Origin of the sequence: Mesorhizobium sp. M0514, from assembly GCF_040321145.1 — a bacterium.
In the GTDB taxonomy this organism is placed as follows: domain Bacteria; phylum Pseudomonadota; class Alphaproteobacteria; order Rhizobiales; family Rhizobiaceae; genus Mesorhizobium.
Window position 1 is genome coordinate 13,904 of the sequence record NZ_JAMYQZ010000013.1, and the last position, 21,784, is coordinate 35,687.

At 57.8% G+C, this 21,784-nt stretch carries 17 protein-coding genes; 7 read left to right on the top strand and 10 right to left on the bottom strand.

Going from position 1 to position 21,784, the window contains the following annotated elements:
- Window positions 1-76: 76 nt before the first annotated feature.
- From NKI61_RS08110 to NKI61_RS08120, 3 genes are all read right to left on the bottom strand, one after another.
- Window positions 77-1,177 carry a hypothetical protein gene (locus NKI61_RS08110; RefSeq protein WP_352815038.1) on the bottom strand — a complete coding sequence of 367 codons (1,101 nt, stop codon included), beginning with the start codon at window positions 1,175-1,177 and terminating at the stop codon, window positions 77-79.
- Entirely contained in the window at window positions 1,174-2,805 is a 1,632-nt protein-coding gene (locus tag NKI61_RS08115; RefSeq protein ID WP_352839140.1) for a phospholipase D-like domain-containing protein, read from the bottom strand. Before NKI61_RS08115 ends, NKI61_RS08110 begins: the two co-directional genes overlap by 4 nt.
- 318 nt (window positions 2,806-3,123) lie before the next feature.
- Window positions 3,124-4,524: a M20/M25/M40 family metallo-hydrolase gene (locus NKI61_RS08120; RefSeq protein ID WP_352815041.1), complete on the bottom strand. Its 1,401-nt coding sequence runs from the start codon at window positions 4,522-4,524 to the stop codon at window positions 3,124-3,126.
- A 416-nt stretch (window positions 4,525-4,940) separates the two neighbouring features.
- Here NKI61_RS08120 and NKI61_RS08125 point away from each other — a divergent pair, with 416 nt between their 5' ends.
- Window positions 4,941-5,816, top strand: a complete 876-nt coding sequence (locus NKI61_RS08125) for a LysR substrate-binding domain-containing protein (protein ID WP_023686274.1) — start codon at window positions 4,941-4,943, stop codon at window positions 5,814-5,816.
- Between the two features lie 741 nt (window positions 5,817-6,557).
- Entirely contained in the window at window positions 6,558-7,757 is a 1,200-nt protein-coding gene (locus tag NKI61_RS08130) for a trans-sulfuration enzyme family protein (protein ID WP_023683349.1), read from the top strand.
- Window positions 7,758-7,913: 156 nt separating this feature from the next.
- On the opposite strand, the gene NKI61_RS08135 is transcribed toward NKI61_RS08130, so the two are convergent.
- From NKI61_RS08135 to NKI61_RS08155, 5 genes are read right to left on the bottom strand one after another with little or no spacing between them, the layout of a single operon-like run.
- Window positions 7,914-8,885: an ABC transporter ATP-binding protein gene (locus NKI61_RS08135; protein WP_031198302.1), complete on the bottom strand. Its 972-nt coding sequence runs from the start codon at window positions 8,883-8,885 to the stop codon at window positions 7,914-7,916.
- Between the two features lie 5 nt (window positions 8,886-8,890).
- Window positions 8,891-9,880: an ABC transporter ATP-binding protein gene (locus NKI61_RS08140; RefSeq protein WP_023696840.1), complete on the bottom strand. Its 990-nt coding sequence runs from the start codon at window positions 9,878-9,880 to the stop codon at window positions 8,891-8,893.
- Window positions 9,877-10,797 carry an ABC transporter permease gene (locus tag NKI61_RS08145; RefSeq protein ID WP_023683345.1) on the bottom strand — a complete coding sequence of 307 codons (921 nt, stop codon included), beginning with the start codon at window positions 10,795-10,797 and terminating at the stop codon, window positions 9,877-9,879. The genes NKI61_RS08140 and NKI61_RS08145 overlap by 4 nt, the downstream gene beginning before the upstream one ends.
- Window positions 10,794-11,729, bottom strand: a complete 936-nt coding sequence (locus NKI61_RS08150; protein WP_023683344.1) for an ABC transporter permease — start codon at window positions 11,727-11,729, stop codon at window positions 10,794-10,796. Before NKI61_RS08150 ends, NKI61_RS08145 begins: the two co-directional genes overlap by 4 nt.
- A 21-nt stretch (window positions 11,730-11,750) precedes the next feature.
- The gene (locus NKI61_RS08155; RefSeq protein ID WP_352839141.1) at window positions 11,751-13,322 is read right to left on the bottom strand and encodes an ABC transporter substrate-binding protein; all 1,572 of its coding nucleotides are present in this window, start codon (window positions 13,320-13,322) and stop codon (window positions 11,751-11,753) included.
- Window positions 13,323-14,006: 684 nt separating this feature from the next.
- Here NKI61_RS08155 and NKI61_RS08160 point away from each other — a divergent pair.
- Both NKI61_RS08160 and NKI61_RS08165 read left to right on the top strand, forming a co-directional pair.
- Window positions 14,007-14,975, top strand: a complete 969-nt coding sequence (locus tag NKI61_RS08160) for a LysR family transcriptional regulator (protein ID WP_352839142.1) — start codon at window positions 14,007-14,009, stop codon at window positions 14,973-14,975.
- A 40-nt stretch (window positions 14,976-15,015) separates the two neighbouring features.
- Complete coding sequence (locus NKI61_RS08165) at window positions 15,016-15,471, top strand: RidA family protein (protein ID WP_245275023.1); 456 nt, start codon at window positions 15,016-15,018, stop codon at window positions 15,469-15,471.
- Window positions 15,472-15,510: 39 nt separating this feature from the next.
- On the opposite strand, the gene NKI61_RS08170 is transcribed toward NKI61_RS08165, so the two are convergent.
- Window positions 15,511-16,647, bottom strand: coding sequence for an aminotransferase class V-fold PLP-dependent enzyme (locus NKI61_RS08170; RefSeq protein WP_023725094.1), 1,137 nt, complete (start codon window positions 16,645-16,647; stop codon window positions 15,511-15,513).
- Window positions 16,648-16,651: 4 nt separating this feature from the next.
- The gene (locus tag NKI61_RS08175) at window positions 16,652-17,662 is read right to left on the bottom strand and encodes an ornithine cyclodeaminase family protein (protein ID WP_352839143.1); all 1,011 of its coding nucleotides are present in this window, start codon (window positions 17,660-17,662) and stop codon (window positions 16,652-16,654) included.
- Window positions 17,663-17,889: 227 nt separating this feature from the next.
- Here NKI61_RS08175 and NKI61_RS08180 point away from each other — a divergent pair, with 227 nt between their 5' ends.
- The 3 genes from NKI61_RS08180 (at window position 17,890) to NKI61_RS08190 (ending at window position 21,782) form a co-directional block, all read left to right on the top strand.
- Complete coding sequence (locus tag NKI61_RS08180) at window positions 17,890-19,047, top strand: NAD(P)/FAD-dependent oxidoreductase (protein WP_352839144.1); 1,158 nt, start codon at window positions 17,890-17,892, stop codon at window positions 19,045-19,047.
- A gap of 172 nt (window positions 19,048-19,219) precedes the next feature.
- Window positions 19,220-20,782, top strand: coding sequence for an ABC transporter substrate-binding protein (locus NKI61_RS08185; RefSeq protein WP_352839145.1), 1,563 nt, complete (start codon window positions 19,220-19,222; stop codon window positions 20,780-20,782).
- Window positions 20,783-20,843: 61 nt separating this feature from the next.
- Window positions 20,844-21,782 carry an ABC transporter permease gene (locus NKI61_RS08190; protein ID WP_023686269.1) on the top strand — a complete coding sequence of 313 codons (939 nt, stop codon included), beginning with the start codon at window positions 20,844-20,846 and terminating at the stop codon, window positions 21,780-21,782.
- The last annotated feature ends 2 nt before the right edge of the window (window positions 21,783-21,784 follow it).

The window sequence follows — 21,784 nt, forward strand, 5'->3', positions numbered from 1 at the left end:
CAGCGAGTGTTCGGACGCCAATTAGGCTCATGGGAGATCACGCTTCGAACGAACAAACCAAGGAGTCTGCTCGGCTCTAATTCGTATCGAGTGTCATTCGTGCTGGACAGTGATCAGAGAGGCGTTTTGGATCGGCGGGCGTCGCGGGCGTCCACACTATTTGTTCCTCAGTCCCTCGGGCGACTAGTTCAACGGCTCTCTTCCCAAAGACAAAGAATTCGATCGGAACCATGTTGTATTTGTCTGCCGCCGCGAGCGTTGCGGGATAGGCGGTGGCCATGTCGGCCCAGCACTGCGACGATTTCTTGTAGGGAGCGCGGAACAACTCGGTGTCCGGACGGGTGTCTCGATCGATCCCGCTTGAGCCGGGGGAATAGGCCGACAACGCCTGCCACATCTCATCCTGGAACGTCCCGGCGCCGGCGTCGAGCCGACGATTAAAATCGCCCACGATCATCCAGGCATTGCCTGCCTCCTCCCGAGCGCGAAGCCACTTGTGAAGCGGGTACATCTGCCTCGCGAGCGTGTTGCAGCTGTTGCGCTCGGGCGACGTGGTGGCCGGATCGACGGTGAAGAACCGGAAATCCATGAAATCGTCGAAACAGCCGGACTTGAGATGAACGATGAGCACCCGCAGTGCCGTTCCTCCGCTGTGAAGGGTGACGTCGAGCCCCCATCTGACGTTGCGGATCCCGTCAGGGTCGTCGGAGCGAACATTCAGATCGGCAACGTCAACGACTGAGTCGATGGAAACTCCAGCCGAGGGGCGCCACGCAACGCCCGTGTACTGTGTCCGTGTCTCTCCCGCCGGCTTGACGAGGGAACCCCCAGCCTTAGTGCAGATCGGACCCGGCGCCAGCTTCTCGTCCTCGGCGAATTGGCCACTGATGCAGTGTTCCCACCCATTCACGACCGGAAACACCTCATCGAGCGCGGCGGGGCTTGTCACCTCCTGGAGGAAGAAGACCGGCGCGTCGACCTTGTCGCGCCATGCACGCAAATCAGCGAAGTCGCCTGGCTGGCGCACGTGGTCGCCCGGGAAGACGGTGTGGGGATCTCCGGCATAGACCAGCGTCTGGATGTTCCAGTTCGCGATGCGGATTTGGGCTGCCGAGACCTGGCCGATACAGGCGATGAGCATGGCGACCGAAACGGCGGCCAACCGGGCATGTGTCACGAGAACCTCCTAGAATCGACGGGCGAAGAATTGGCGGCGAACCGAACGTTCCGTGTTTCCAAAGTAGTCCGACCACCACCGATCGGTCCGCAAAGGCTTGGGTGGATCGCTGGGATCGCGCCAGGCCAGCGACTCGCGAAAGGCGTGATGGGAATAGAGGCGCATGAACTCGCCGAGGTAAATGTCGGCGACGCGCGTGTTGCCAACGATGACGAGCATGTTCTCGTCATTCTGGTCAGTCGAGGCGTCGCTGAAGTTCGCCGAGCCGGCGACCACCATGGTTTGTCCGACATCGGGTCGACCAGCATGAACTTGTTGTGCACATATTTGACATTGCGGTTCAATCCGGACAGGTGCTCCTGGACCCAGCCGTCGATCTTGTTGGTGGCGATCAGCGACCCGATGGCGAAGGTATTCGCGGGCATGTTGCGCAGGAGCTGGATAGCTTCCTCCTCCGCTTCGCGCTCCGGACTGCCTTCCTTCAACGGTCGGGTCGCCTTCTCGAGCAAGGCGAGACGAAACGGGGCCGCGCTGTTGCGATAGACGTCCTTGAACAGATCGTGCATGCCGAACGCAAATGTCATGAACACGCCTTCGCGGCCAATCATGGCAAGGTCTGCATACCACTGCAGCGCGGTGAGGTCGGAGCGCGGGCTGAAGATGACGCTCGTTCCGCTCGGCGGCGGCATGGCGGGAAGGGGCGTCAGATCCTCCGTGATATCGTTGAGCTTGCCATTGGTCGGATCCTCGCGCAGGGCCGTCCAGTATTTGAGATAGAGGTCGGCCGTATCGGGATCTTCGACTACGTGCGCGACGTTGGAGTGGCCGAAGATGCCGCCATCCGAAAAGTTCGTGCCGCCTGTCCAGACCGACACGGGAGCGCCGTTCTCCAGCTTCACGATGAACTTGTTGTGGGAGATGTACGACTTGTTGCTCCTACGCTCCTTGCAGTGATCGGCGAGCGCCTCGCCGCCGTTTTCGTCGACCTTGGCGATAGCCTCGCGGTTATTGTCCCCCGGCTTGGCCTTGCGGCCATCGTAGACGATTTTGACATCCACGCCGCGGTTGATGGCGTCCTTCAGCAATTTCAGGAAGGGTTCGTAGTGAAACTCGTAGGCTGCGACGCGCAGCGTGTGCGTGCCGGGCACCGCCGCCTCGACGAAGGCGGTCATAGCCTCATAGAGGCCTCGAGACAGCCAGATCCAGGCTTGCCCATTCTGGACCTGTTCCGGCCGGCGATTGCCGAAACGGTCGACGTAAGCCTGTGAGGCGGCCACGCCGCGATTGAAGTAGACATCGTGGTCGCCATTCTCAGGGCCTTCCGTCGTTACCTCCACCGCGACATCGGCCGACGCGGTGAGGGAGGGCGGCGCCCCTTTGAGCGCGGTGATCGTGTAGGTGTAGCGGTGTCCGGGTTTTGCTGTGTAGTCGGCCCATTGGAAGCTCTGGATGGGCTGCTCATTGGTGGGGTAGGTAGCGCCCGCCGGAAATCCGGGATCGGTCTCGGCGAAACACTTCATGCCCTCGAGGAAATAGGCCCCGTTTTCCTCGTGATCGATCCGGTGGACAGAAAAGCCCAGCAGGCCCTCGCACTCGAGTTCGGCAAGGTCGAAGCCCAGCGTGACCACGTAGGTGCCAGCGACCGCCGTGACCGCGATCGGCCCGTTGCTATTCCATGCACGCATGCCCCCTCCGCTTTGCTAGAACGCTGCGGCGACAGTAACAGCACGCCTTGTCACAAAGAAGAGTAGTGTTTATCGCTTCGCGAAAAACATGGCGCTACAGTTCTTCGAGGGCAGCACGCAAGCATCAGGGGGTCGCCGCCTTGAAGGTCCGCTCTTGCCAATCCGAGCCTCGAAACGGCCAGTCCGTTTGAGGCCCCACTGCGATCATTTTGAGAACCGGCGGCGGAGGACCGCTACCGGCGCTTTCACGCGTTCCGGCGTCTATCCTGCGATCCGCAGTTGGATTTCTTCAAAGATCCTAACCCAGCTGCGAACGCCCTTTCGTAGACGTCGCGTATCGTAGTGTTCGTCTGGCGCATGGATGGCGTCACCGGGCAAGATGAAGCCGATGACGACGCACTCAACGCCAAGAACCTCGCTTAGCTGGTGGACTAAGGGTATCGCACCACCTGTCCCTCTCAGAATGGCAGGTGTTTCCCACTCGCGTTCCAGTCCGTGCGCAGCGGCAGCTACGAAAGGGCTGTCGTGCGAAAGGACTACCGCCGGACTGCCGTCATCACCCTCAAATTCCACAGTGCAACCATTCGGAAGCTTCGATTCAACGTAGGCCCTGAACCCGGCACGGATCTTCCCCGGTTCCTGTGCATCGACGAGCCGGAAGCTGAGACGTGCTGTTGCACTTCCAGGCAAAACTGACCGTCCGCCCGGTCCTTGATTGCCCCCCGTGATGCCGTTCATGTCGACGGTGGGGCGTGCCCACATTGCTTCCAGCGTGGTATATCCTTCTTCCGTTATGCCCCCGCTCAGGTTGACCTCTTCAAACCGGCCTGCGTCTTGTTCGAGCCCCCGCCATCGCCGACGCAGATTATCCGGAATCTCGCGAACTCCGTCGTAAAACCCCTCAATGCGCACTCGCCCAGCTTTGTCATGAATGTCTGTCAGAATGTTGCTCAGTATGCGGATGGGGTTCGCGGCTACGGCACCGTAGTGACCTGAATGAAGATCGGGATTGGGCGCCGAGATGGTCACTCGCTCGTGGACCAGCCCCTTGAGTCGTGTCGTGATGGCTGGCTGGGTGGGCGACCACATCTCTGCATCGCAGATGAACGCGACGTCGCATTGAAGATCATGCCGATGCGCTTCGATGAAGGCAGGCAAACTTGCCGACCCCGACTCCTCTTCCCCTTCCAGCATCACGATGATGTCGGCTGGAAAACTGCACTCGATACTTTTCCATGCACGGAGAGCCTCGATGAACGTCCAGAGCTGGCTTTTGCTGTCCGATGCACCTCGGCCATAAAAGCGATGAGCGCCATCTTCTTCCTCGATCACGCGCGGCTCAAACGGCGAATGCGTCCATTGTTTCAAGTCGCCGACCGGCTGCACATCGTAATGTCCGTAAAACAGCAAACGTGGGCGCTCGATCATGGAGCCTGCGGGAGAACTGGCGAGGACAACCGGGTGACCGTTGGTCTGGATGATCTCAGCGGAAAGCCCGATCGCTGACAACTCCGACTTGAGCCAGTGAGCCGCGCGAAGAATTTCTGGTTCGCCCGAAATCTCGTTCGAAACCGACGGGATAGAGATTAACTCCAGAAGTTTGCGGACTGAAACCTCAAAATTGTCGTCAATGTCACGGAGCACATTTTCCACATCCGGCATGTTGATCACCTTAAGTGCGCAAAAATTTATATCGCGGACGCCGTCAGACGCAGCGGACGACCTTGAGAGATCCTTCGCTCGCGCTTTTCGTTCCCGTTGATCCCATGCTTGTTGCCAGGAGGCGCTTGATATCGCCCCAGAGCTCGCCTTCGTCCTCCAGGCCGATACTCAGGCGCAATGTTGCGTCGGGCCCCTGGCCATGACGTCGCGCTTCGGAAGCCGTCGATGGACAGGCGCTGGATGCACTCCAACACCAAGAGATGCAAAGTCCTCGGTTGGCCCTTCGGGTGTAACAACGAATTGGATGAGAGCGCCTTTCCAAACCACTGTGAACGCTGTACGGATTTCGATCGAAAAGGACGCGAATTTTCCGCACATCTATTCGCGTGAGTTATTGAATTGAAGTGGCGGCATCGATGAATTTTCGGCAGGTTGAGGTCTTCCGGGTAGTGATGACCAACGGTACCACGGCCCGCGCGGCTGACGTTTTGCATGTGTCCCAGCCAGCGGTCAGCAAGATGATCCAAGAGCTGGAACGCTCGCTTGGTTTCGATCTCTTCCAGCGGATCAAGGGTAGACTCCACCCTACTCCCGAGGGACAGCTTTTCTTCCGCGAGGTCGAACAGGCTTTTGTTGGCCTCAGCCATCTCAGGGGGGCGGCCGCCCGCATTCGAGACTACGGCTCCGGCGAACTCAGGATCGCTTGTCTTTCGGCGCTCTCGACCAATGTTCTTCCGCGCGCCCTTCGCGCCTTTATGGATCGAAATCCGAACATCGCCGTCACCTTCCAGACGCGCATGTCCTCTAATGTGCGCGACCTCGTCGCTTCCGGCCAGTTCGACCTCGGGATTGTCGCTGACGAGATCGATCGCACGGGTGTTGAGGTGAGCGAGTTTGCGCAGTTTCCAGTAGCCGTGGCGGTGCCCAAGGGACATCCACTCGAGTCCTTGGACATCATCCGCCCAATCGATCTTGCCGGCTGTCCATTTATCGCTCTCGCCCCGGAAGACACGACCCGACGCGACGCCGAGCACGTTCTCAAGGAAGCCGGCGTCGCGGTGCGAACTGTGATGGAAACGCCCTATTCGACAACGATCTGTGCGATGGTGGCTGCTGGTGTCGGCGTCGGCCTTGTCGATCCTTTGACCGCACAGCCGTATGAGGGCCGCGGGCTGACCTTGCGGCCGTTCGAGCCCGCACTTTACTTTCGAACCCTCTTGATCAGGCCGCCCAATCGTCTCCCCTCTCGTATTATTGCGGAGTTCCTCGAGGATTTGCGAGCCGCGATCTGAAATGGTCGAACACACTCGTGCGTCAGGTTGCTTCCGGATGAGTGGATCTGCATCGGCTCTTGCCTGCTCCGATGACCAGTCCTTTACGTGAAGAGTTCCCTCCATCACACTTCCACGGCTCACATCCCGCTCCACGAAACCCTGCAACCCACCTTTCACCAACACGCTTCCCGGCTGAGATGCATCCAACTAGTTGATGAAGAGAAGCGGCGTGCCGTTGCGAGTATCGGCTGCTCAAGCTTGAAAGTATTCCCACCACTCGTCCATCGACTGCATCATGGGAAGGACGCACAGGTTCGTCCAATGGTAAGATTTAGGCCTCCTATTCCGTCAGGTTATTGGGTGGCCGGCGGCTGAGAAAGCGTCGCCTCACCGGGATGCGCGATCACGACCTCCTACACGGGCTCGGCGCTCGACAATGGAAGGCACACCAACGGTGCCCCATCGTGGCTCACAATTGGCTCGGGCCGCACGCAAGGTCTTCTGGATGACCTCGAATTGCGTCTCTCAAGCTGTTGCGAACAGGTCTCGAAATGATGCCTTCTGCTAAGTGCAGCACTCGCATGCATCGCATGCTCATGTTGCGACGGCAAAGCGCCGAATGGCGGACTTGAAGCCGACCCGCGCTCCAGAGAACTCCGTAGGCCCATAACCTAAGAGAATAGCAGCGCCATTTGTTGCTATTGGACGGGATACATCCCCGCATGTCAACAATGGCGTCATTAACGGAGACGGGATCGAATGCATGATGACACAAGATCGGTGGCGAGGTTCGCGGTGAGCCTGGAAGGCTATGACAGCCTGACCGTTCCGATACATCGCGCCTCGACAATCCGGTATCCGGATGCCGCGTCCTTCGCCGCCCGGTTCGAGCGCAGTGCTGATGGATATGTTTACGGGCTCTATGGAACGCCCACTCATCGGTACTTGGAGAAGAAGATCACCGAACTGGAAGAGGGCGCCCGCACACTGCTGGTGCCTTCCGGTCAAGCTGCTGTCGCTTGTTCCATGCTGGCCCTTGTTGCCGCACACGAGAAAGTACTCATACCCGACACCGTGTATGGCCCCGTGCGCGATTTTGCCACCCATGAGTTGGCGTCGCTTGGCATTGAGGCCGTCTTCTACGATCCCGTCGACTTGCGCGCACTGGATTCCCTGATTGATGCGCGCACGCGCCTCGTCTGGACAGAGTCTCCAGGGTCAATAACGCTGGAGATGCAAGACATTCCGGCGATTGTCCTGATAGCTCACGCCAAAGGCGCACTCGTCGGGTGCGATAACACATGGGCTTCTCCCCTCAATTTCAGGCCGATCCGCCATGGCGTGGATATTGTTGCGGAAGCTCTCAGCAAACATTTCTCCGGTCACTCCGACCTGGTCTTGGGCTCGATCACCACAAGGGACGACGCCTTAGGCCTGAAAATCAAAGCCTCTCTTGGAAGACTGGGCATCGGCACGTCGCCTGACGACTGTGTGCTTCTGGCTCGCGGACTGGAGACCTTGGCAATACGCCTCGCAAGATCCGACACATCCGGCCTTCGCATCGCGGCTTGGCTAGCCGAACATCCATGCGTGGAAACGGTGATCCACCCTGCGCTGCCTGGCAGCCCTGGCCACGAAATCTGGAAGCGAGATTTCAGCGGCTCCTGCGGTGTCTTCACGTTCATACTGAAGGAACAGTATGCGGGCCAAGCATTCGCTGCATTGGACGCCTTACAGATAATTTCCATTGGCGCTTCTTGGGGAGGAACCAAGAGCCTGATCGCGCCATCAACCGTGAAGGCACTGCGAACGGTTCGGCCTTGGACGGGTCCGGACTACCTCTTTCGCTTGAATGTCGGGCTTGAACACCCTGACGATCTTGAGGAAGATTTGCAGCGCTTCTTCGCGGTGTTGATCGACGGCGAGAGAAATGAACCGCGCAGCGCCGTCCACGGCTAGTTGTTTCCGGTCGTCGACGTGACTCATGGAGAGAGGGGAGAAAGCTGGTGCGCCCTGACTTTCTCCGCAGGCATGACAACGCGATCGAGGCGAGACCGGAGCCAGCAGGCCGCTCCCCATTTGCGATCCATTCTGGAAGCGCACAGTTCCTGTCGGTCACGCCGCCTTCAAATCGGTGCCGAAATGACACGCGAACTGACGTCCGCGGCCACCACTCTTCATCTCAGGAGGGGTCTGCGAACAAATGCTCTGCGCAATCGGACATCGCGAGTGGAACCGGCAACCGGAGGGAGGATTGATCGGGCTGGGGATTTCGCCCGCCAGCGTGACAAGTCCCCGTTCAGCGGCAACACGAGGATCCGATTGCAGAACCGAAGCTAACAGAGCCCGGGTGTAAGGGTGCTGAGGTGTCCGATAGACCTCCTCGCTCGTACCCTCCTCGACGATTTTCCCGAGATACATCACATAGAGCCGCGTCACGGCCTGTCGAACCAGCGCTAGGTCGTGAGCAATGAAAAGCATCGCCACCCCCAGATCACGCTGCAGCTCCAAGAAAAGATTCATGACTTGAGCCCGGATTGACAGGTCAAGAGCGGACACAGGCTCATCGCATATCAACACCTTCGGTTCGACCGCCAAGGCCCTGGCGATTGCGACCCGCTGCCTTTGTCCACCCGACAGTTCGCGAGGAAACCGGCTATTCATTTGGGAGGGTAACCCAACCTGATCGAGCAACTTGCCGACCTTGGTGTCGATTTGCTTGGCCGAAACCTTGCCGGCAATGACAAGTGCCTCGGCCAGGGTCTCACCGACGGTCTGACGTTCGGATAGGCTGGCATAGGGATCTTGAAAGATGTACTGGATTGTACGTCGCCGATCTCGTAGCGCGCGCCCCCGGAGGGTTGAAAGATCGGTGCCGTCCAGCACTACGCTGCCATGCTGATGATTCTCGAGACCAACTATGGTTCGTCCGAGAGAGGATTTGCCGCACCCGGATTCGCCGACAAGTCCAACGATCTCGCCGGCATTTAGGTGAACTGAAACGTTATCGACAGCGGTGATCCATTTGTCCCGTTCCCCGCTTTTATAGCGGGTGGTCAGGTCCTTTACCTCGAGGATGCTTTTCACTGTCCCTACCTCAGTTGCTCGTATTTTACAGTGCACGCCATCGAAACAGATGATTGCGGAATGGAGTGCAGTTGGGGCCGGCCGTTGAGACAAACCGGCTGGGTAAATGCGCACCGCTCGGCGAATGCGCATGCCTCCAGAGGCGCTCCCATGATCGGCGGAAGCCCGGCAATTCCCCTGAAGGGTGACCCGGAAGGATCTTCCTCTCTTGGAATCGCGTCGACCAAACCACAGGTATAAGGATGGGAGGGTGACACTAGTACGTCCGCTACGGGGCCGTACTCCACAATACGTCCCGCATACATCACGGCGACCTGATGCGCGATGGCGGCAACGACGCCCATATCGTGCGTGATCAGCACGATACCCATGTTCAATCTTTTCTGAAGGCTTTGCAGGAGCTTGAGTATTTGCGCTTGGATCGTCACGTCCAGCGCCGTTGTCGGCTCGTCCGCGATTAGCAGAGGCGGCTCGCTCGCAACCGCAATCGCAATCATGACGCGCTGTCGTAGACCCCCCGACAGTTCATGAGGATATTGTCTCATGCGCTGGACTGGGTCCGACATTCCTACCAGGGAGAGCAATTCCTCAGCGCGCTTCTCAGCTTGCCGGGTGGTCAAGCCTAGCTGCTTTTGCGCCACCTCCGCGATCTGTCGGCCCACCCGCCTGACCGGATTCAGGGCGCTCATCGGATCTTGGAAAATCACTCCAACCGATTTCCCACGAACATGGCGCAGGCTGGAAGGCGGCAAGGCTGCAATATTAGTACCGGCGATGTTGAATGAACCGCTGATCTGGACCGCCAGCCCAACTGGCATAAGGTCGAGTGGCGCGAAGTTCATCACAGTCTTGCCGGAGCCGCTCTCGCCGACAATGGCTAGCGTCTCTCCCCTGCGCACGCTGTAGCTGACCCGGTCAACAGGCCTAAGTGCACCATTCTTGGTGAAGAGATCGACACTGAGGTCTCTTACCTCCAGAACTTTATCTGTGCTCATGTCGCAATCCGCTTTTTCGGATCTTCGATTGGTGCTCGTTCCCATGAGGCAGCGACAAGCCGGCCGCGCCGCAAAACCGAACGTCGCAAGTCGCGCGGCACACGGTTCAGTGCAATCGCTTCGCCAAGCAAGTTGAAGCTGACGACGACTCCTGTGATCGCAAAGCCGGGAAGCAATACCATCCACGGATTGAGATCGAGGTACGGCAACGCATCAACGAGCATCTGCCCCCACTCCGGAGTGGGCGGTTGTATGCCCAGTCCGAGAAACGAAAGAGTCGCAATTGATAGTGCAATCCCTCCTGCATCCGCTGAAACATAGACCAGCACCATTCCTAGCGTTGATGGAAGCAGATGACGGAAATAGATTCGCAGCGGGCTGGCCCCAAGAACCCGGAGTGCTTCGATATGCGGCCGGTTCAATATCCCGATCGCCACGCCGCGGGCGACGCGAGTGGAACCTGCCCAGAACGCCAGGATCAGCGCCAGCACCATGTTCCAGTAGCCCGTTCCGAGCATGCCGATGATTGCGAGAGCTATGATGAGCGACGGAAGCGCCATGAAGAGTTCCACGAAGCGCATCAGGATCTCTTCGGTCCGACCTTTGACGAAGCCGGCGAAAGTACCCAGCGTGACTCCGATAAGGAGCTTGAACGTCACGACAATGGTCATTGCGACGACTGTTGTTCGAGCCGATACAATCAAGCGCGAGAAGACATCGCGGCCGATATGGTCCGTCCCGAGCCAATGATCGGCTGAGGGACCGGCGAAGCGAGCAGTAAGATCCTGTAGGTTGGGGTCGTGGGGGACCAGCCACGGACCGAATGCTCCTAGAAAGAGAAACAGACCTACCCCAATCAGCGCGGACTTTGGAAAGTTGCTGAACGCCTCTCCAACGGAATGCCAAAAGCGCTTCATGCCACCTGCCTCCGCAGCTTAGGGTCCGCCGCAATCATCAGCAAGTCGGCTATCAGGTTCACCAGCGAGACATACAGTACAAACGCCAGGAGACAGGCCTGCATGACCATGAAATCTCTGGTGCGAACGCCTGATACAAAGAGCTCGCCTATGCCGTGAAGGGCGAAAAGCGGTTCGACGATGATCGCTCCGATAGTCATCGAGCCGATCATGTTGCCCAGCGCGCTGACATATGCGGGAACTGCATTGGGTAAGGCATCGCGGAGCATGATATGCAGGACCGAGAACCCCTTCGCGCGCGCCGTCAGGGCATAAGGCCGTGTCATCGCTTCGGAAATGCCGATCCGGAGCACACGAGAAAGCACAGCAGCGGAAGGCGCCGCCATCGCGATTGATGGGAGTACCCAACTCAAAATGGAGCTGTCGCCAAACGAAGGCAACCATCGCAAATTGACGGCGAAAATCAGGATCAGAACTGCGCCTCCGAAAAACACCGGTGTCGACGCGCCTAGCAGAGCCATGAGCCGCACTATGTGGTCGGGGAAACGTCCTGGCCAAGCCGCACCGATCAGTCCCATCGCTGCCGATAAGACTATCGTCACGATGCTCCCCCCGAGAATGAGTTTCATCGTGGTCGGAACCCTGTCTCTGATGGCGTTGCCGACATCTTCGCCTGTTATATAGGCAATGCCGAAGTCACCTTGAGCGACGCCTTGCAACCAGTGCCAATAGCGAACAGGAACAGGATCGTTCAGCCCGAGCTCCTGCGCGACCTGGTCTACCATAGCCTTGGATGCGCCCGGAAAGCGCAGCTCGGCGATGAGCTGCGCGACGTTTCCCGGGGCAGCCACGACGAGCCCGAAACACAATACTGACGCCATCAGCAGCAGCAGTGCTGAGTTTCGCAATCGGCGCCTCAGATAAATAAACATGAACAAGCCACCTCCCCGGAACTAAGACTTCAACACGATACCTCGATAGGGGAATTCTGTATCGGTGGGAGGGACCTTGAAGCCTTCGACCCGACTCGAAGCTGCCCAATATGTCGGCGGGTAGAGGACTGGTGAATATAGGACATCTTCACGAAGCTTGTCGTAGAAGACGTGCAATGCGGCCAACTGAGCTTCACCTCCCACCGCTTCAGTGGCAGCTGCGATGAGTGGATCCAGACTTGGATCGAGCGCGACCTTGCCGTCGGACCCGCTTTCTATCGTGGATAGGAACAGAAGTGTCACCGAGCCGAATGGATCATAGGGAGCGCCATAGGTCTGAAAGATTGCGATGTCATATTCGCGCTTAGGAATCTCGGAATGACGGGAGGCATGGTCGACGGAATGCACCGTGACGTTTATGCCTATTTCACCAAGCTGCTGCTGAAGAATTTCGCCAAACACCTTGGAGCCGGCGATAAAATCGTCTGAAACTAGAAGCTCCAGGGACAAGTTCTTGCCACTCTTCGAGCGGTACGGCGCGCCCGTCCAACCGGCGTTCTCGAGCAGTTGCTTCGCTTTCTCGACGTCGCGAACGGGTGCGTCATGCCTCGTGCCAGACAAGGGCACGGTGGGCCCGAGAAGATCACCAGCCGGAGCGGCGTCGCCATTGAAGAGCACAGCCGATACGGCAGTCCGGTCGTAGCCAACATCAATCGCCTGTCGTACGGCCTTCTCCGCAAGGGCGGGGTTCCTTTGAGTATTGAAGGAAAGCACCATCGTCATCGAGCCCTGCGCGGTGATGACGTTGATTCCCGCCCGCCGCAAGGTGTCCGCCTCCTGCGATGTCAGCGCAGCGGCTCCGCCGCCGACAATGTCCAGTTCATCAGAACGCATGGCATCAACACGGGAACGAGAATCCGGCATAACGGTAATCTCGATCCCGGAAAAAGATGGCTTATCTCCCCAATATTTATCATTGCGGATGAAAGAACTGCCGGAGGTCGAATTTGCTTGAACAATCCACGGCCCAGTTCCAACCGGTGCCTTGAGGGTTCCGTCCTCTTTGACGGAAATGGGAGACAGGAAACGTACGGGCCGAACATAGCTGAGTTCATACATGAGCCCCGGTACGGGCTGCGTAAACTTGATCTCGATCGTGTGCTCGTCGATCTTCTGGACACCCGAGAAAAACTTGGAGGCGTTGATCCAGGAATTGTCCGCAACACCCATCCAGAGTTTCAGGTTCCAGATAGCCGAATCCGCGTCGAAGGGATGCCCGTCGGTAAAGCTTACATTCTTCCGCAAATTCAGCGTCAATCGAGTGTCGTTGTCGGAAAGGCTCCAGGATTCTGCGAGGCAGGGTACCGGAGCACCCCTTTCCCCATATCTGATCAATGGCTCGTAAATGAGATCTTGCAGTTGGAACTGGGCGACATAGTCACGCGCGTCCAGATTGGCGGACGCTTTGGCCACCGCGACACGCAAGGTTCCCGTGTGGTTGTCGGCCATGGCAGACCTGATCAGGCCGTCCAACCCCAACAGGAGTGGTGCAGTGGCGAAAGACGTTAGAATGTTGCGACGCGTAAGTGTCATTGAGCTTTCTCCATCGCCCTTTTCCCCATTTTACCTCGCGAGCCGGACGGGCTGCCTCCGCGCGGTTCCGATCTTTCCTCTTGCCGGATTATTTTGGTGAGTCGCCGAAGTGGTGTTGCCGCGATCGTTTCCGCAAACGCCGTCCGAACCAAGGGGCAGAACCTCTTTCCAATTCGGCACGGCCGGTATCCACTCCAGCTGTCACATGTAATTTTAAGGAAGGTGACATGGCGCAGATCATGCCGTCTAATATTTTTATCAGCATGAGCTATTCTCGAGGGTTATAGGATGGGATCATCGACGTTCATAAAGTCGGGGCAATGAGGTTGCGTTTACCCTGGCAGAATCTCCCATACCGCAGGGATGATTGGCCTCCCTCCGCCCGCTCTCCGAGGTAACGGGCAGGCGAAATGGCGAGGCATCGCGCCAAGCGCCCGTGAGGTTTTCTCCGATTTTGTGTGATCGCCGATCAGGATCGGAAGGCTTGCGGGCGCATCCTTGAGGCAGCGCGGCCACAACGCACCCTCATGTTCGCCTGCAAAAAGGGCCAAAAATACGAACGGCTGGCAATGATCTCATTATCTATGAACTGCTTGCATGAGATTATTCCCCAAAGTTATTAGTAGAGACACTCGCCTGGCCTTAGCGTCAAGTATCTGGTTTTGATAACAAGGGTGGTTCTGGATGGGCAATCGAAGTGCCACTGATCCAGGGAAACACGAGGAATTCACTCCCCGCGAAATCGAGGTGTTCGCCTCGGTTATGCTGCACGGAACAACGACGAAGGCAGCGGACGCTCTGGACATCACGCAACCGGCCGTTAGCAAGATGCTGCAGCACCTTGCGGAGAAGGCCGGCTTCCAGCTTTTCAGGAAGACCCGGCAACGTCTCATTCCGACGCCGGAGGCGCATATGCTGCACGCTGAAGTGCAACGGGTTTTTGAGTCGGCACGAGGTATTTCGCGTGCGGCTAGAGATATCCGTGAACTACGCAGCGGCCGGCTGAACGTATGTGCATTACCAGCCTTTGGACTCACGCTACTTCCGTCGCTGATCACCAGCTTTTCCCAACTTCATCCATCAGTCTCGATCTCGCTGGAGATCCGGAGCTCGATAACCGTTATCCAGCGGGCGAGCCGTAACCAGTTGGACATCGGAATCGGCGTTACCTCATCGGAAGAGAACCCATCAATCGTTCGCCGCGCCTTGACGGCAACTCCGCCGGTTTGCGTGATGCCTGCCGGCCACAAGCTCTCACAATTGCAGGTCATTCAGGCGGACGATCTCGACGGCATCAACTTCATTTCGATGGGATTATCAGATCCAATGCGGCGGCAACTCGACGCCTTGTGCGTGGAGCGTGGGGTGAACCGTTCACTCAAAGTGGAGTCGAGCCTTTCAAGTACCTGCATCAGTCTTGTAGCGTGCGGCATGGGCGTAACCGTCGTTGATCGCTTGTCCGCCTGGACGGCGCGCGACCTACCGATCGAGATCAGGGATTTCCGGCCTCATCTCGATCTCAATCTCAGTGTCTATCGACCATGGGGCGTGATCGCATCCACGGCAGCCGATGCGTTCACCGAACATCTCATCCAGGGCACGCGCAGCTATATGAACGGGGTAGAGGAAGGCATCCTGAACCTCGTGCGCTGAGTTCATAACTTTTCGCCCGATGCGTGCGGCCCCAACTCAATTGACCGATTTTGATCCCGAAGCGACTGTCGCCGCATCTGGCGGCAGCAAAAAGCTAGTTCAGCAAGCTCTGGCCGCCGATGCAACAGCAATGGAAACCAAATTGATGTCAGACATCCAAAGGCTAGAAACAAACGAAAAATTGAGCCGTGTGGTTATCCATCAGGGGGTGGCATATCTCTCGGGCCTGACAGCCGATGACAGAAGTGCCGATGCTTTCGGGCAGACTCTACAGGTGCTGCGGAAGGCTGACGCGCTTCTTGGCAAGGCTCAGTCGGACAAATCGAAAATTCTGTCAGCGCAAATTTGGATGCGCGACATCAACGAGTTTGATGAGATGAACAGGGCGTGGATCACGTGGCTCGAAGGCACGGTTCCTCCCGCACGCGCTACCGTGGGCGCGACCTTCGCGCTCCCGGACATCCGTGTGGAAATCCAATTCACTGCCGCCGTCTGACCGTGTCAGCGAAGGGGAGGGGTCTTGCGGCCCCGCAATTCATGCAATAGCTGCGAAGAGGCGCTTCACATCCTCTTCGTCGTTATAGACGTGAGGAGAGATCCGTAGTTTCTTTCCACGCACGGTCGCAAAAATTCCCTGGCTCTTGAGGTGCTCGGAAAGTCCCTCTATCGGCCTGTCGCCAAGATCGACGATTGCAATATGCGGGGCTCGAAAGCGGTTGTCAGACACCGTTAGATCGAGCTTCGCAGCTTCGTCCCAGATCAATTGGTTGAGGTAATCAAGCCGGGAAAACACGGTTGGGACGCTCCACTCACTCAAGAGGCGAAGAGAAGCGGTCGCAACTGGCAGTACCGCGAAATCGGAGCGTTCGCCCATGTCAAATCGCCGGGCGCCTGGTAGAAACTCAGCCACATCTACCGCATAGAAGTCCGATTTATCGCCGCCTACACGGTTCCACGAATGGTGTTCGAGAGGCTTGCCTGTCGAATGCCATCGGCGGTCCGCGTAAAGAAACGCAAGCCGATATGGCCCGAGAAGGAATTTGTAGGTCGCGAAAACGAGAAAATCCGGACGCACCGTCTTGACATCGAAAGGCAGCGCTCCGACCCACTGGGTTCCATCGACGACGACACAGGCGCCAACCTCCCGTGCGGCGGATGCGATTGCCTCCAGGTCAACCGACATTCCCTCGAACCAGTGCACCATCGTACCTGCGACGACAGCGACCGGCACGCTGGACGACCCGATCGTCGAGATGATCGCAGACGTCCAGTCATTGTCGGCGGGCCGTTTCGCGATTGTGATCGACGCACCTTTTTTCTCCGCCAGTTCGTACCAGACATACCGATGCGACGGATGTTCGTTCTCCATGAGGATGATCGTCGAGCCGGGCTCCACAGGCACGTTGGCCGCGGCAACTGCTGTACCGTAGCTTGTGGCAGCAACGATTGCGATATCGTCCGCATCCGCGTTGATCATCGAAGCGGCCAGTGTTCGTGCATCCTCGACCTCGTCGTAGTACGACCCGATGGACATCTTCCAGGGCGACGCCTTCACCGCCGTCCCGGCTATGCCAGCCTGCAGCGATATTTTCGGGATTGGAGACATGTATGCGGCGTCGAGATAGGAGATCGACCTTGGGAGATCGAAAAGATTACGTTGGCAGTCCAGCATACGATCACACCTCGAAATCAATGGGCGTGCCAAGCGACTTTTCGCGGGCAACGCAGTAAACGAAATTCGCAAGTTCGATATCCTGCGCCGGGACGCCGAGAGAACGGTATAGAGTGATCTCCGCATCGGTAGTGCGGCCGGGGACGGCGCCTTCCAACATCGCGCCGACTTCTCCGCGGATGTCGTCTCGGCTAGCAACCCCGAGCTTGAAAGCTTCGACCATCTCTCCGGCCGCGATGAGCGCCATTGGCATGTAGTCGACCCAAATGCTCGATCTGCGCACGCATTCCAGGTCGAGTTCGCGGCATTGAGACACGCTTGCGCCGACGGCGTTGATGTGAATCCCCGGAGGCAGCCATTCGCCGAACAGTACCGGCTCCTGCGCCGAGGTTGTGGTGCAGACAATGTCCGCTTCTACCAGGGCGTCTCTTGCGGATGGGAAGACCAATGTCTGAAAGCCTGCGCTCGCCTGTTCTTCGGCGAAACGCGACGCCTTCCCAGGATTTCGCCCCCAGATGTGAAGCCGCTTGATAGGCCGCACCTTCGAGATCGTTTCTATGTGGCGTCGCGCCTGTTCGCCATATCCAAAGATCGCAAGGATTGAGGAGTCGGCGCGAGATAGTGCTCTGGTAGCGACGGCACTCGCTGCCGCTGTGCGCCAGGCGGTCAATTCCCCGCCATCGACCAGTGCAACCGGACTGCCATTTTCCTTATCAAAGAGGATGATAGCTCCTCGATGAGAAGGCAGCCCCAGGGCGAAGTTGTCAGGAAAGATAGAGAGGACTTTCGCACCAAACAGGTCGCGGTCGGAGAGCGCCGCGTACATTACGGATAGGCAAGTTCCTTCCGACCCAGGCAGCGTCAGCGTTCGTCGGACATCTTGGCTCGCAACGCCGTTCGACGTCTTGCGTAGCGCTGCTTCTGCGATCTCGAGCGACAGTTCGATCGAGAGCGCAGCTCGAATGGCATTTTTGTCGAGCACCATAAAAGCTGGTGCTTGATGATCGGCACTCATGATGCATGCGTCCCCGGGCAATTTTCGTGCAGCCTATCACCGGCACTCCCGGACTCATCCGCGAAGTTCATAACTTTAAAGCATAAACCACACGTCGCTGGATCGTTGACGATGCATGTCGCTCTCAGCAGAATACGCCAGCAGAGACAGCCGCTTCCAAGACGAACTCGGCTGCATGCTGAGATGCCGAAAGCATTGCTGGGATAAAGCGCTCGGAGCAATAATATATGCGTGCTATCGTTATAGGATCCGGAGTTATTGGTACCTCCGTTGCATACGAGTTGGCGAAAGCGGGAGCGAAAGTTTCTGTCCTTGAGCAGGGTAGAGTTGCTTCTGGCGCTTCCGCGGTAAGTTTTGCTTGGACCAATGCCAACGGCAAAAGACCTCGCGAATACCATGCGCTCAATGTCGCTGGTATGCGCGCCTATATCGATCTCGCCCGTGAGTTCGAGGGCGCGGGCTGGTTCAACCAAACAGGCAGTTTCGAATGGTGGACCACGGAGGCTGCACAGGCAAAGCAGCTGGCGGGAGTAAAGCTTGAACAGGAATGGGGGTATGGCGTCGATTTCATCTCCCGGGATCAGGTTGCCGCGATGGAGCCTGACCTCGATGTTCGGGCGATAGGTGAGGCGCCTATCGTCTATTACCCCGAAGAGGGCTGGATCGATCCCGTTCTGTACGCAGCTTGCCTGTTGCGCAGTGCGTGCGAACGCTGGGGCGCGCAGGTGTACACCGGCACGCAAGTCAAGTCGTTGGAGACGCGGTCTGGACGCGTTTCAGGCGTGCGCACGGCGGCCGGCGAACGATTCGAAGCTGACATTGTGGTGAATTGCGCAGGGGGGGCATCCAAAGAAAGCTTGGGCGAGATTCCCGGCATCCCAATGAAGTCGTCAATCGGCGTTCTGGCGTTCACTCAGCCAGTGGCGATGACCTTGAGACGGCAGTTCCACGCTGACGATCTCGATGTCCGTCCCGACGGCGCAGGCCGCCTGATGCTTCATAAGATATCAGTCGACGATCAGCTCTCCGAACCGAAACTGCTTCGGCCCGATGGCATCGAAGCGACCACCATTCTCAATGCTGCACGTGAGCTACTTCCAGCGCTCGAGGCAGTCAGCATCGAGGCCGTCAGGACGACGGTTCGTCCGATTCCCGGCGACGGATTGACCTGCGCCGGCCCGATGCCGCAAGTCGATGGGTATTATGTTGGCGTGACACATAGCGGTGTCACGATCGCCCCGCAGATGGCCCGGTTGCTGGCCGATGAGATTGTTCACGGGAACATCCGCGAAGAACTCGCCATGTTCAGACCAGCGCGCTTCTTCGGCGGAGCCCCTGGCAGCGTCGTACCCAAATCCGCGGTTGCCGGCCCCAGCCACGACTGAGCATTCAGGCATGTCAAGCACCGAGGTGTGGCGCTGCCGTAGGAGATCAACCAGTCCGGAATTCGAATCGAACAAAATGAGCGCAGCCTCGGAAAGGGGCGACAATCAAAAGGAAGCGCAAGGGTCGAAGGCTACGCAGAAGACAGGTCATAACCATAACAGGGGAACTCAGATGACACTTCTTTCACGCAGAACTCTATTGCTGGGATCGGCGGCCATTGGCGGCCTCTTGGTCACCGGTGTTGGTACGAATCAAGCTTCGGCAGAAGAAGGCAACACGTTGCGACTGCCGATCGGTCGCGCAGCGGGAAATCTCGATCCGCAGCGTTATGTCGGCATCTTCGCCGTGCAGGATATGATCTTCGACCCGCTCGTGCACTACTCTTCAGGCGGCAAGATCGAACCGGCTCTGGCTGCCTCGTGGGACAAGTCACCCGATGACAAAGTATACACGTTCAAGCTTCGCCCCGAGGTGGCGTTCACGGATGGCGAGCCTTGGAACGCCGAAGCGGCAAAGTGGAATCTGGATCGCTGGCTTCCGAAGGAAGACTACAACTGGATGCGTATCAGCGCGAATCTCGACAAGATCGAGATCGTCGACCCGATGACGATCGCAATCCATTTCAAGCAGCCGACTCCCACGGCTCTCGTAGAGTTTTCCTATGTCAGGCCCGTAAGGTTCCTGAGTCCTAAAGCAGTTGATGGAGAGGGTAAGTACGCATCTCCTGTGGGAACCGGTCCGTGGAAGATCGAGAAGGACGCGCCTGAGGGCACCGACCTCATTCCCAACGAAAAGTACTGGGGGGCAAAGCCTTCTGTTGACAAGGTTTCGCTGATTGTCATGCCGGACGCACGCAGTCGGATGTCGGCGCTACGAGCAGGCGACATCGACGCGATGGGCGGACAGTTCATCGCTCCCGTCAGTCCTCAGGATGCGAAGACCCTTGAGTCTTCCGGCATGACCGTGGTGACCGACACGGGCACGGATACGATTGTGCTCGGCTTCAACCCGCGCATCGATACTTTTAAGGATGTGCGTGTTCGCGAGGCGTTCAACCTGCTTATCGACCGCGAGGGCATCTGCAAGGCAGTGATGAAGGGTTTTGCCACGCCTACGATGAACCTTTATCCCGAGGTGATCGCCTATTCGGGAACCCGATTTGAAGTTCCGAAGCGTGACCTGGAAAAAGCTAAGAGCCTGCTCGACGAGGCCGGTTGGGTTGGAGAGCCTGTCCGATCCAAGGACGGCAAGCAGCTGAACATCGATCTTGTCATATCCGAAGACGCGGTCCCGAGCTCCCGGGCCCTAGGCGAGGTTATACAGGCGTTGCTTTCGGAAGCCGGTATCGGTGTGAAGTTGCGCAACGTCGACCACGCTACGCGTCACGGTGATATTCCGGAGTTCAAGTATGATCTCTCGCTGTTTATAACCAACGGCGCGCCGTATGACCCCTTCAATTCAATTGGTTTGATGGTCCTCTCGACGATCGAACCGGGAACGGATGGAAAGATCTACGAGGACAAGGCGGTTGACCCACTGATCCTCAAGGCACTCTCGGCTCCGGAGCCCGAGCGGGCTGAGGCATTCCAGGCCGTTTTCACCTGGCTGCATGACAACTGGGCGATGATGCCGCTGTTCCACGCCCAGCGAATCTGGGCGCACAATGATCGCGTCAAGGCTTTTGCCATACCCGCGACAGAATACGAGATGCCGCTGAAAGGCATATCTCTTTAAGCTGTACTGCCTCGGCTTCGCGCCGAGGCACCCGCAGTCTCAGGAAAGCCAAAGGTTCGCCATGCTGAGAATAGCCATGAAGCGCGGTGTTTCCGCCGCCATCCTCATCGCCATCGCCTCTGTGTTCTCTTTCATCTTGATCGCAGCGTTTCCCGGAAACGTGGCCGCGCTCATAGCTGAGTTGAGAGGCGGCTTTGTGTCGCACAAGGTCGTTGAGCAGGTGGCGATCGAATACGGCCTGAACGATCCGCTGCCATTGCGATATGTGCACTGGCTCGGCGATGTGTTGCAGGGCGATTTCGGAAGGTCGCTGCGAACCGGTCAGCCGGTCTCAGAAGCCATAATGGAACGCCTTGAGCCCACTCTGGTTCTTATTGCTGGCGGCGGCATTGTCATGCTGATCGTTGGTGTCGGGCTCAGCTTCATGGGTGCCATGTGGCCTAACGGAACGACAGACCGGATGATCCGCGCCTTCGCCGTTTTGAACGTGTCGATCCCAAAATTTTTCCTAGCCTCAATGCTCATTTATGCGTTCGGCGTGACGTGGAACGTGTTTCCCACTTTCGGCTTCAGGGGACTTTCCAGTTGGATTTTGCCGAGCATCGCCATTGGGGTTGTTCCAGGTGCGCTCCTCAGCCGCGTCGCGCGGGTCGCGCTGGAGGAAACTATGAGCAAGCCTTATGTCATTACCGCGATCAGCAAAGGCTTCAGCAGACGAAGAATTCTGTTTCGCGACGCCTTGCCGAATATCGTCCCGGTCGTTTTGACAGCGTTTGGAATGGCGCTGGCCCAGATGGTGCCTAACGCGTTCATCATCGAACCGATTTTTTCGTGGCAAGGTCTTGGCGCCTATTTTGTTGAGGCAGCTCGCTTCCGGGATCTCCCAGTACTGCAGGCGTGCCTGCTGATCTTCTCCGTGCTGTTCATTGTGGTGAATCTCGTCGTCGACCTGATCGTCATTGTCGTCGATCCGCTTCAACGTCGGGCTGCGAGGGCCTGATC

Coding starts and splice junctions, on each gene's coding strand:
- NKI61_RS08120 (WP_352815041.1), bottom strand. CDS start 4,524: ATGCCGGATGTGGAAAATGTGCTCCGTGACATTGACGACAATTTTGAG.
- NKI61_RS08125 (WP_023686274.1), top strand. CDS start 4,941: ATGAATTTTCGGCAGGTTGAGGTCTTCCGGGTAGTGATGACCAACGGT.
- NKI61_RS08130 (WP_023683349.1), top strand. CDS start 6,558: ATGCATGATGACACAAGATCGGTGGCGAGGTTCGCGGTGAGCCTGGAA.
- NKI61_RS08140 (WP_023696840.1), bottom strand. CDS start 9,880: ATGAGCACAGATAAAGTTCTGGAGGTAAGAGACCTCAGTGTCGATCTC.
- NKI61_RS08145 (WP_023683345.1), bottom strand. CDS start 10,797: ATGAAGCGCTTTTGGCATTCCGTTGGAGAGGCGTTCAGCAACTTTCCA.
- NKI61_RS08150 (WP_023683344.1), bottom strand. CDS start 11,729: ATGTTTATTTATCTGAGGCGCCGATTGCGAAACTCAGCACTGCTGCTG.
- NKI61_RS08155 (WP_352839141.1), bottom strand. CDS start 13,322: ATGACACTTACGCGTCGCAACATTCTAACGTCTTTCGCCACTGCACCA.
- NKI61_RS08160 (WP_352839142.1), top strand. CDS start 14,007: ATGGGCAATCGAAGTGCCACTGATCCAGGGAAACACGAGGAATTCACT.
- NKI61_RS08170 (WP_023725094.1), bottom strand. CDS start 16,647: ATGCTGGACTGCCAACGTAATCTTTTCGATCTCCCAAGGTCGATCTCC.
- NKI61_RS08175 (WP_352839143.1), bottom strand. CDS start 17,662: ATGAGTGCCGATCATCAAGCACCAGCTTTTATGGTGCTCGACAAAAAT.
- NKI61_RS08180 (WP_352839144.1), top strand. CDS start 17,890: ATGCGTGCTATCGTTATAGGATCCGGAGTTATTGGTACCTCCGTTGCA.
- NKI61_RS08185 (WP_352839145.1), top strand. CDS start 19,220: ATGACACTTCTTTCACGCAGAACTCTATTGCTGGGATCGGCGGCCATT.
- NKI61_RS08190 (WP_023686269.1), top strand. CDS start 20,844: ATGCTGAGAATAGCCATGAAGCGCGGTGTTTCCGCCGCCATCCTCATC.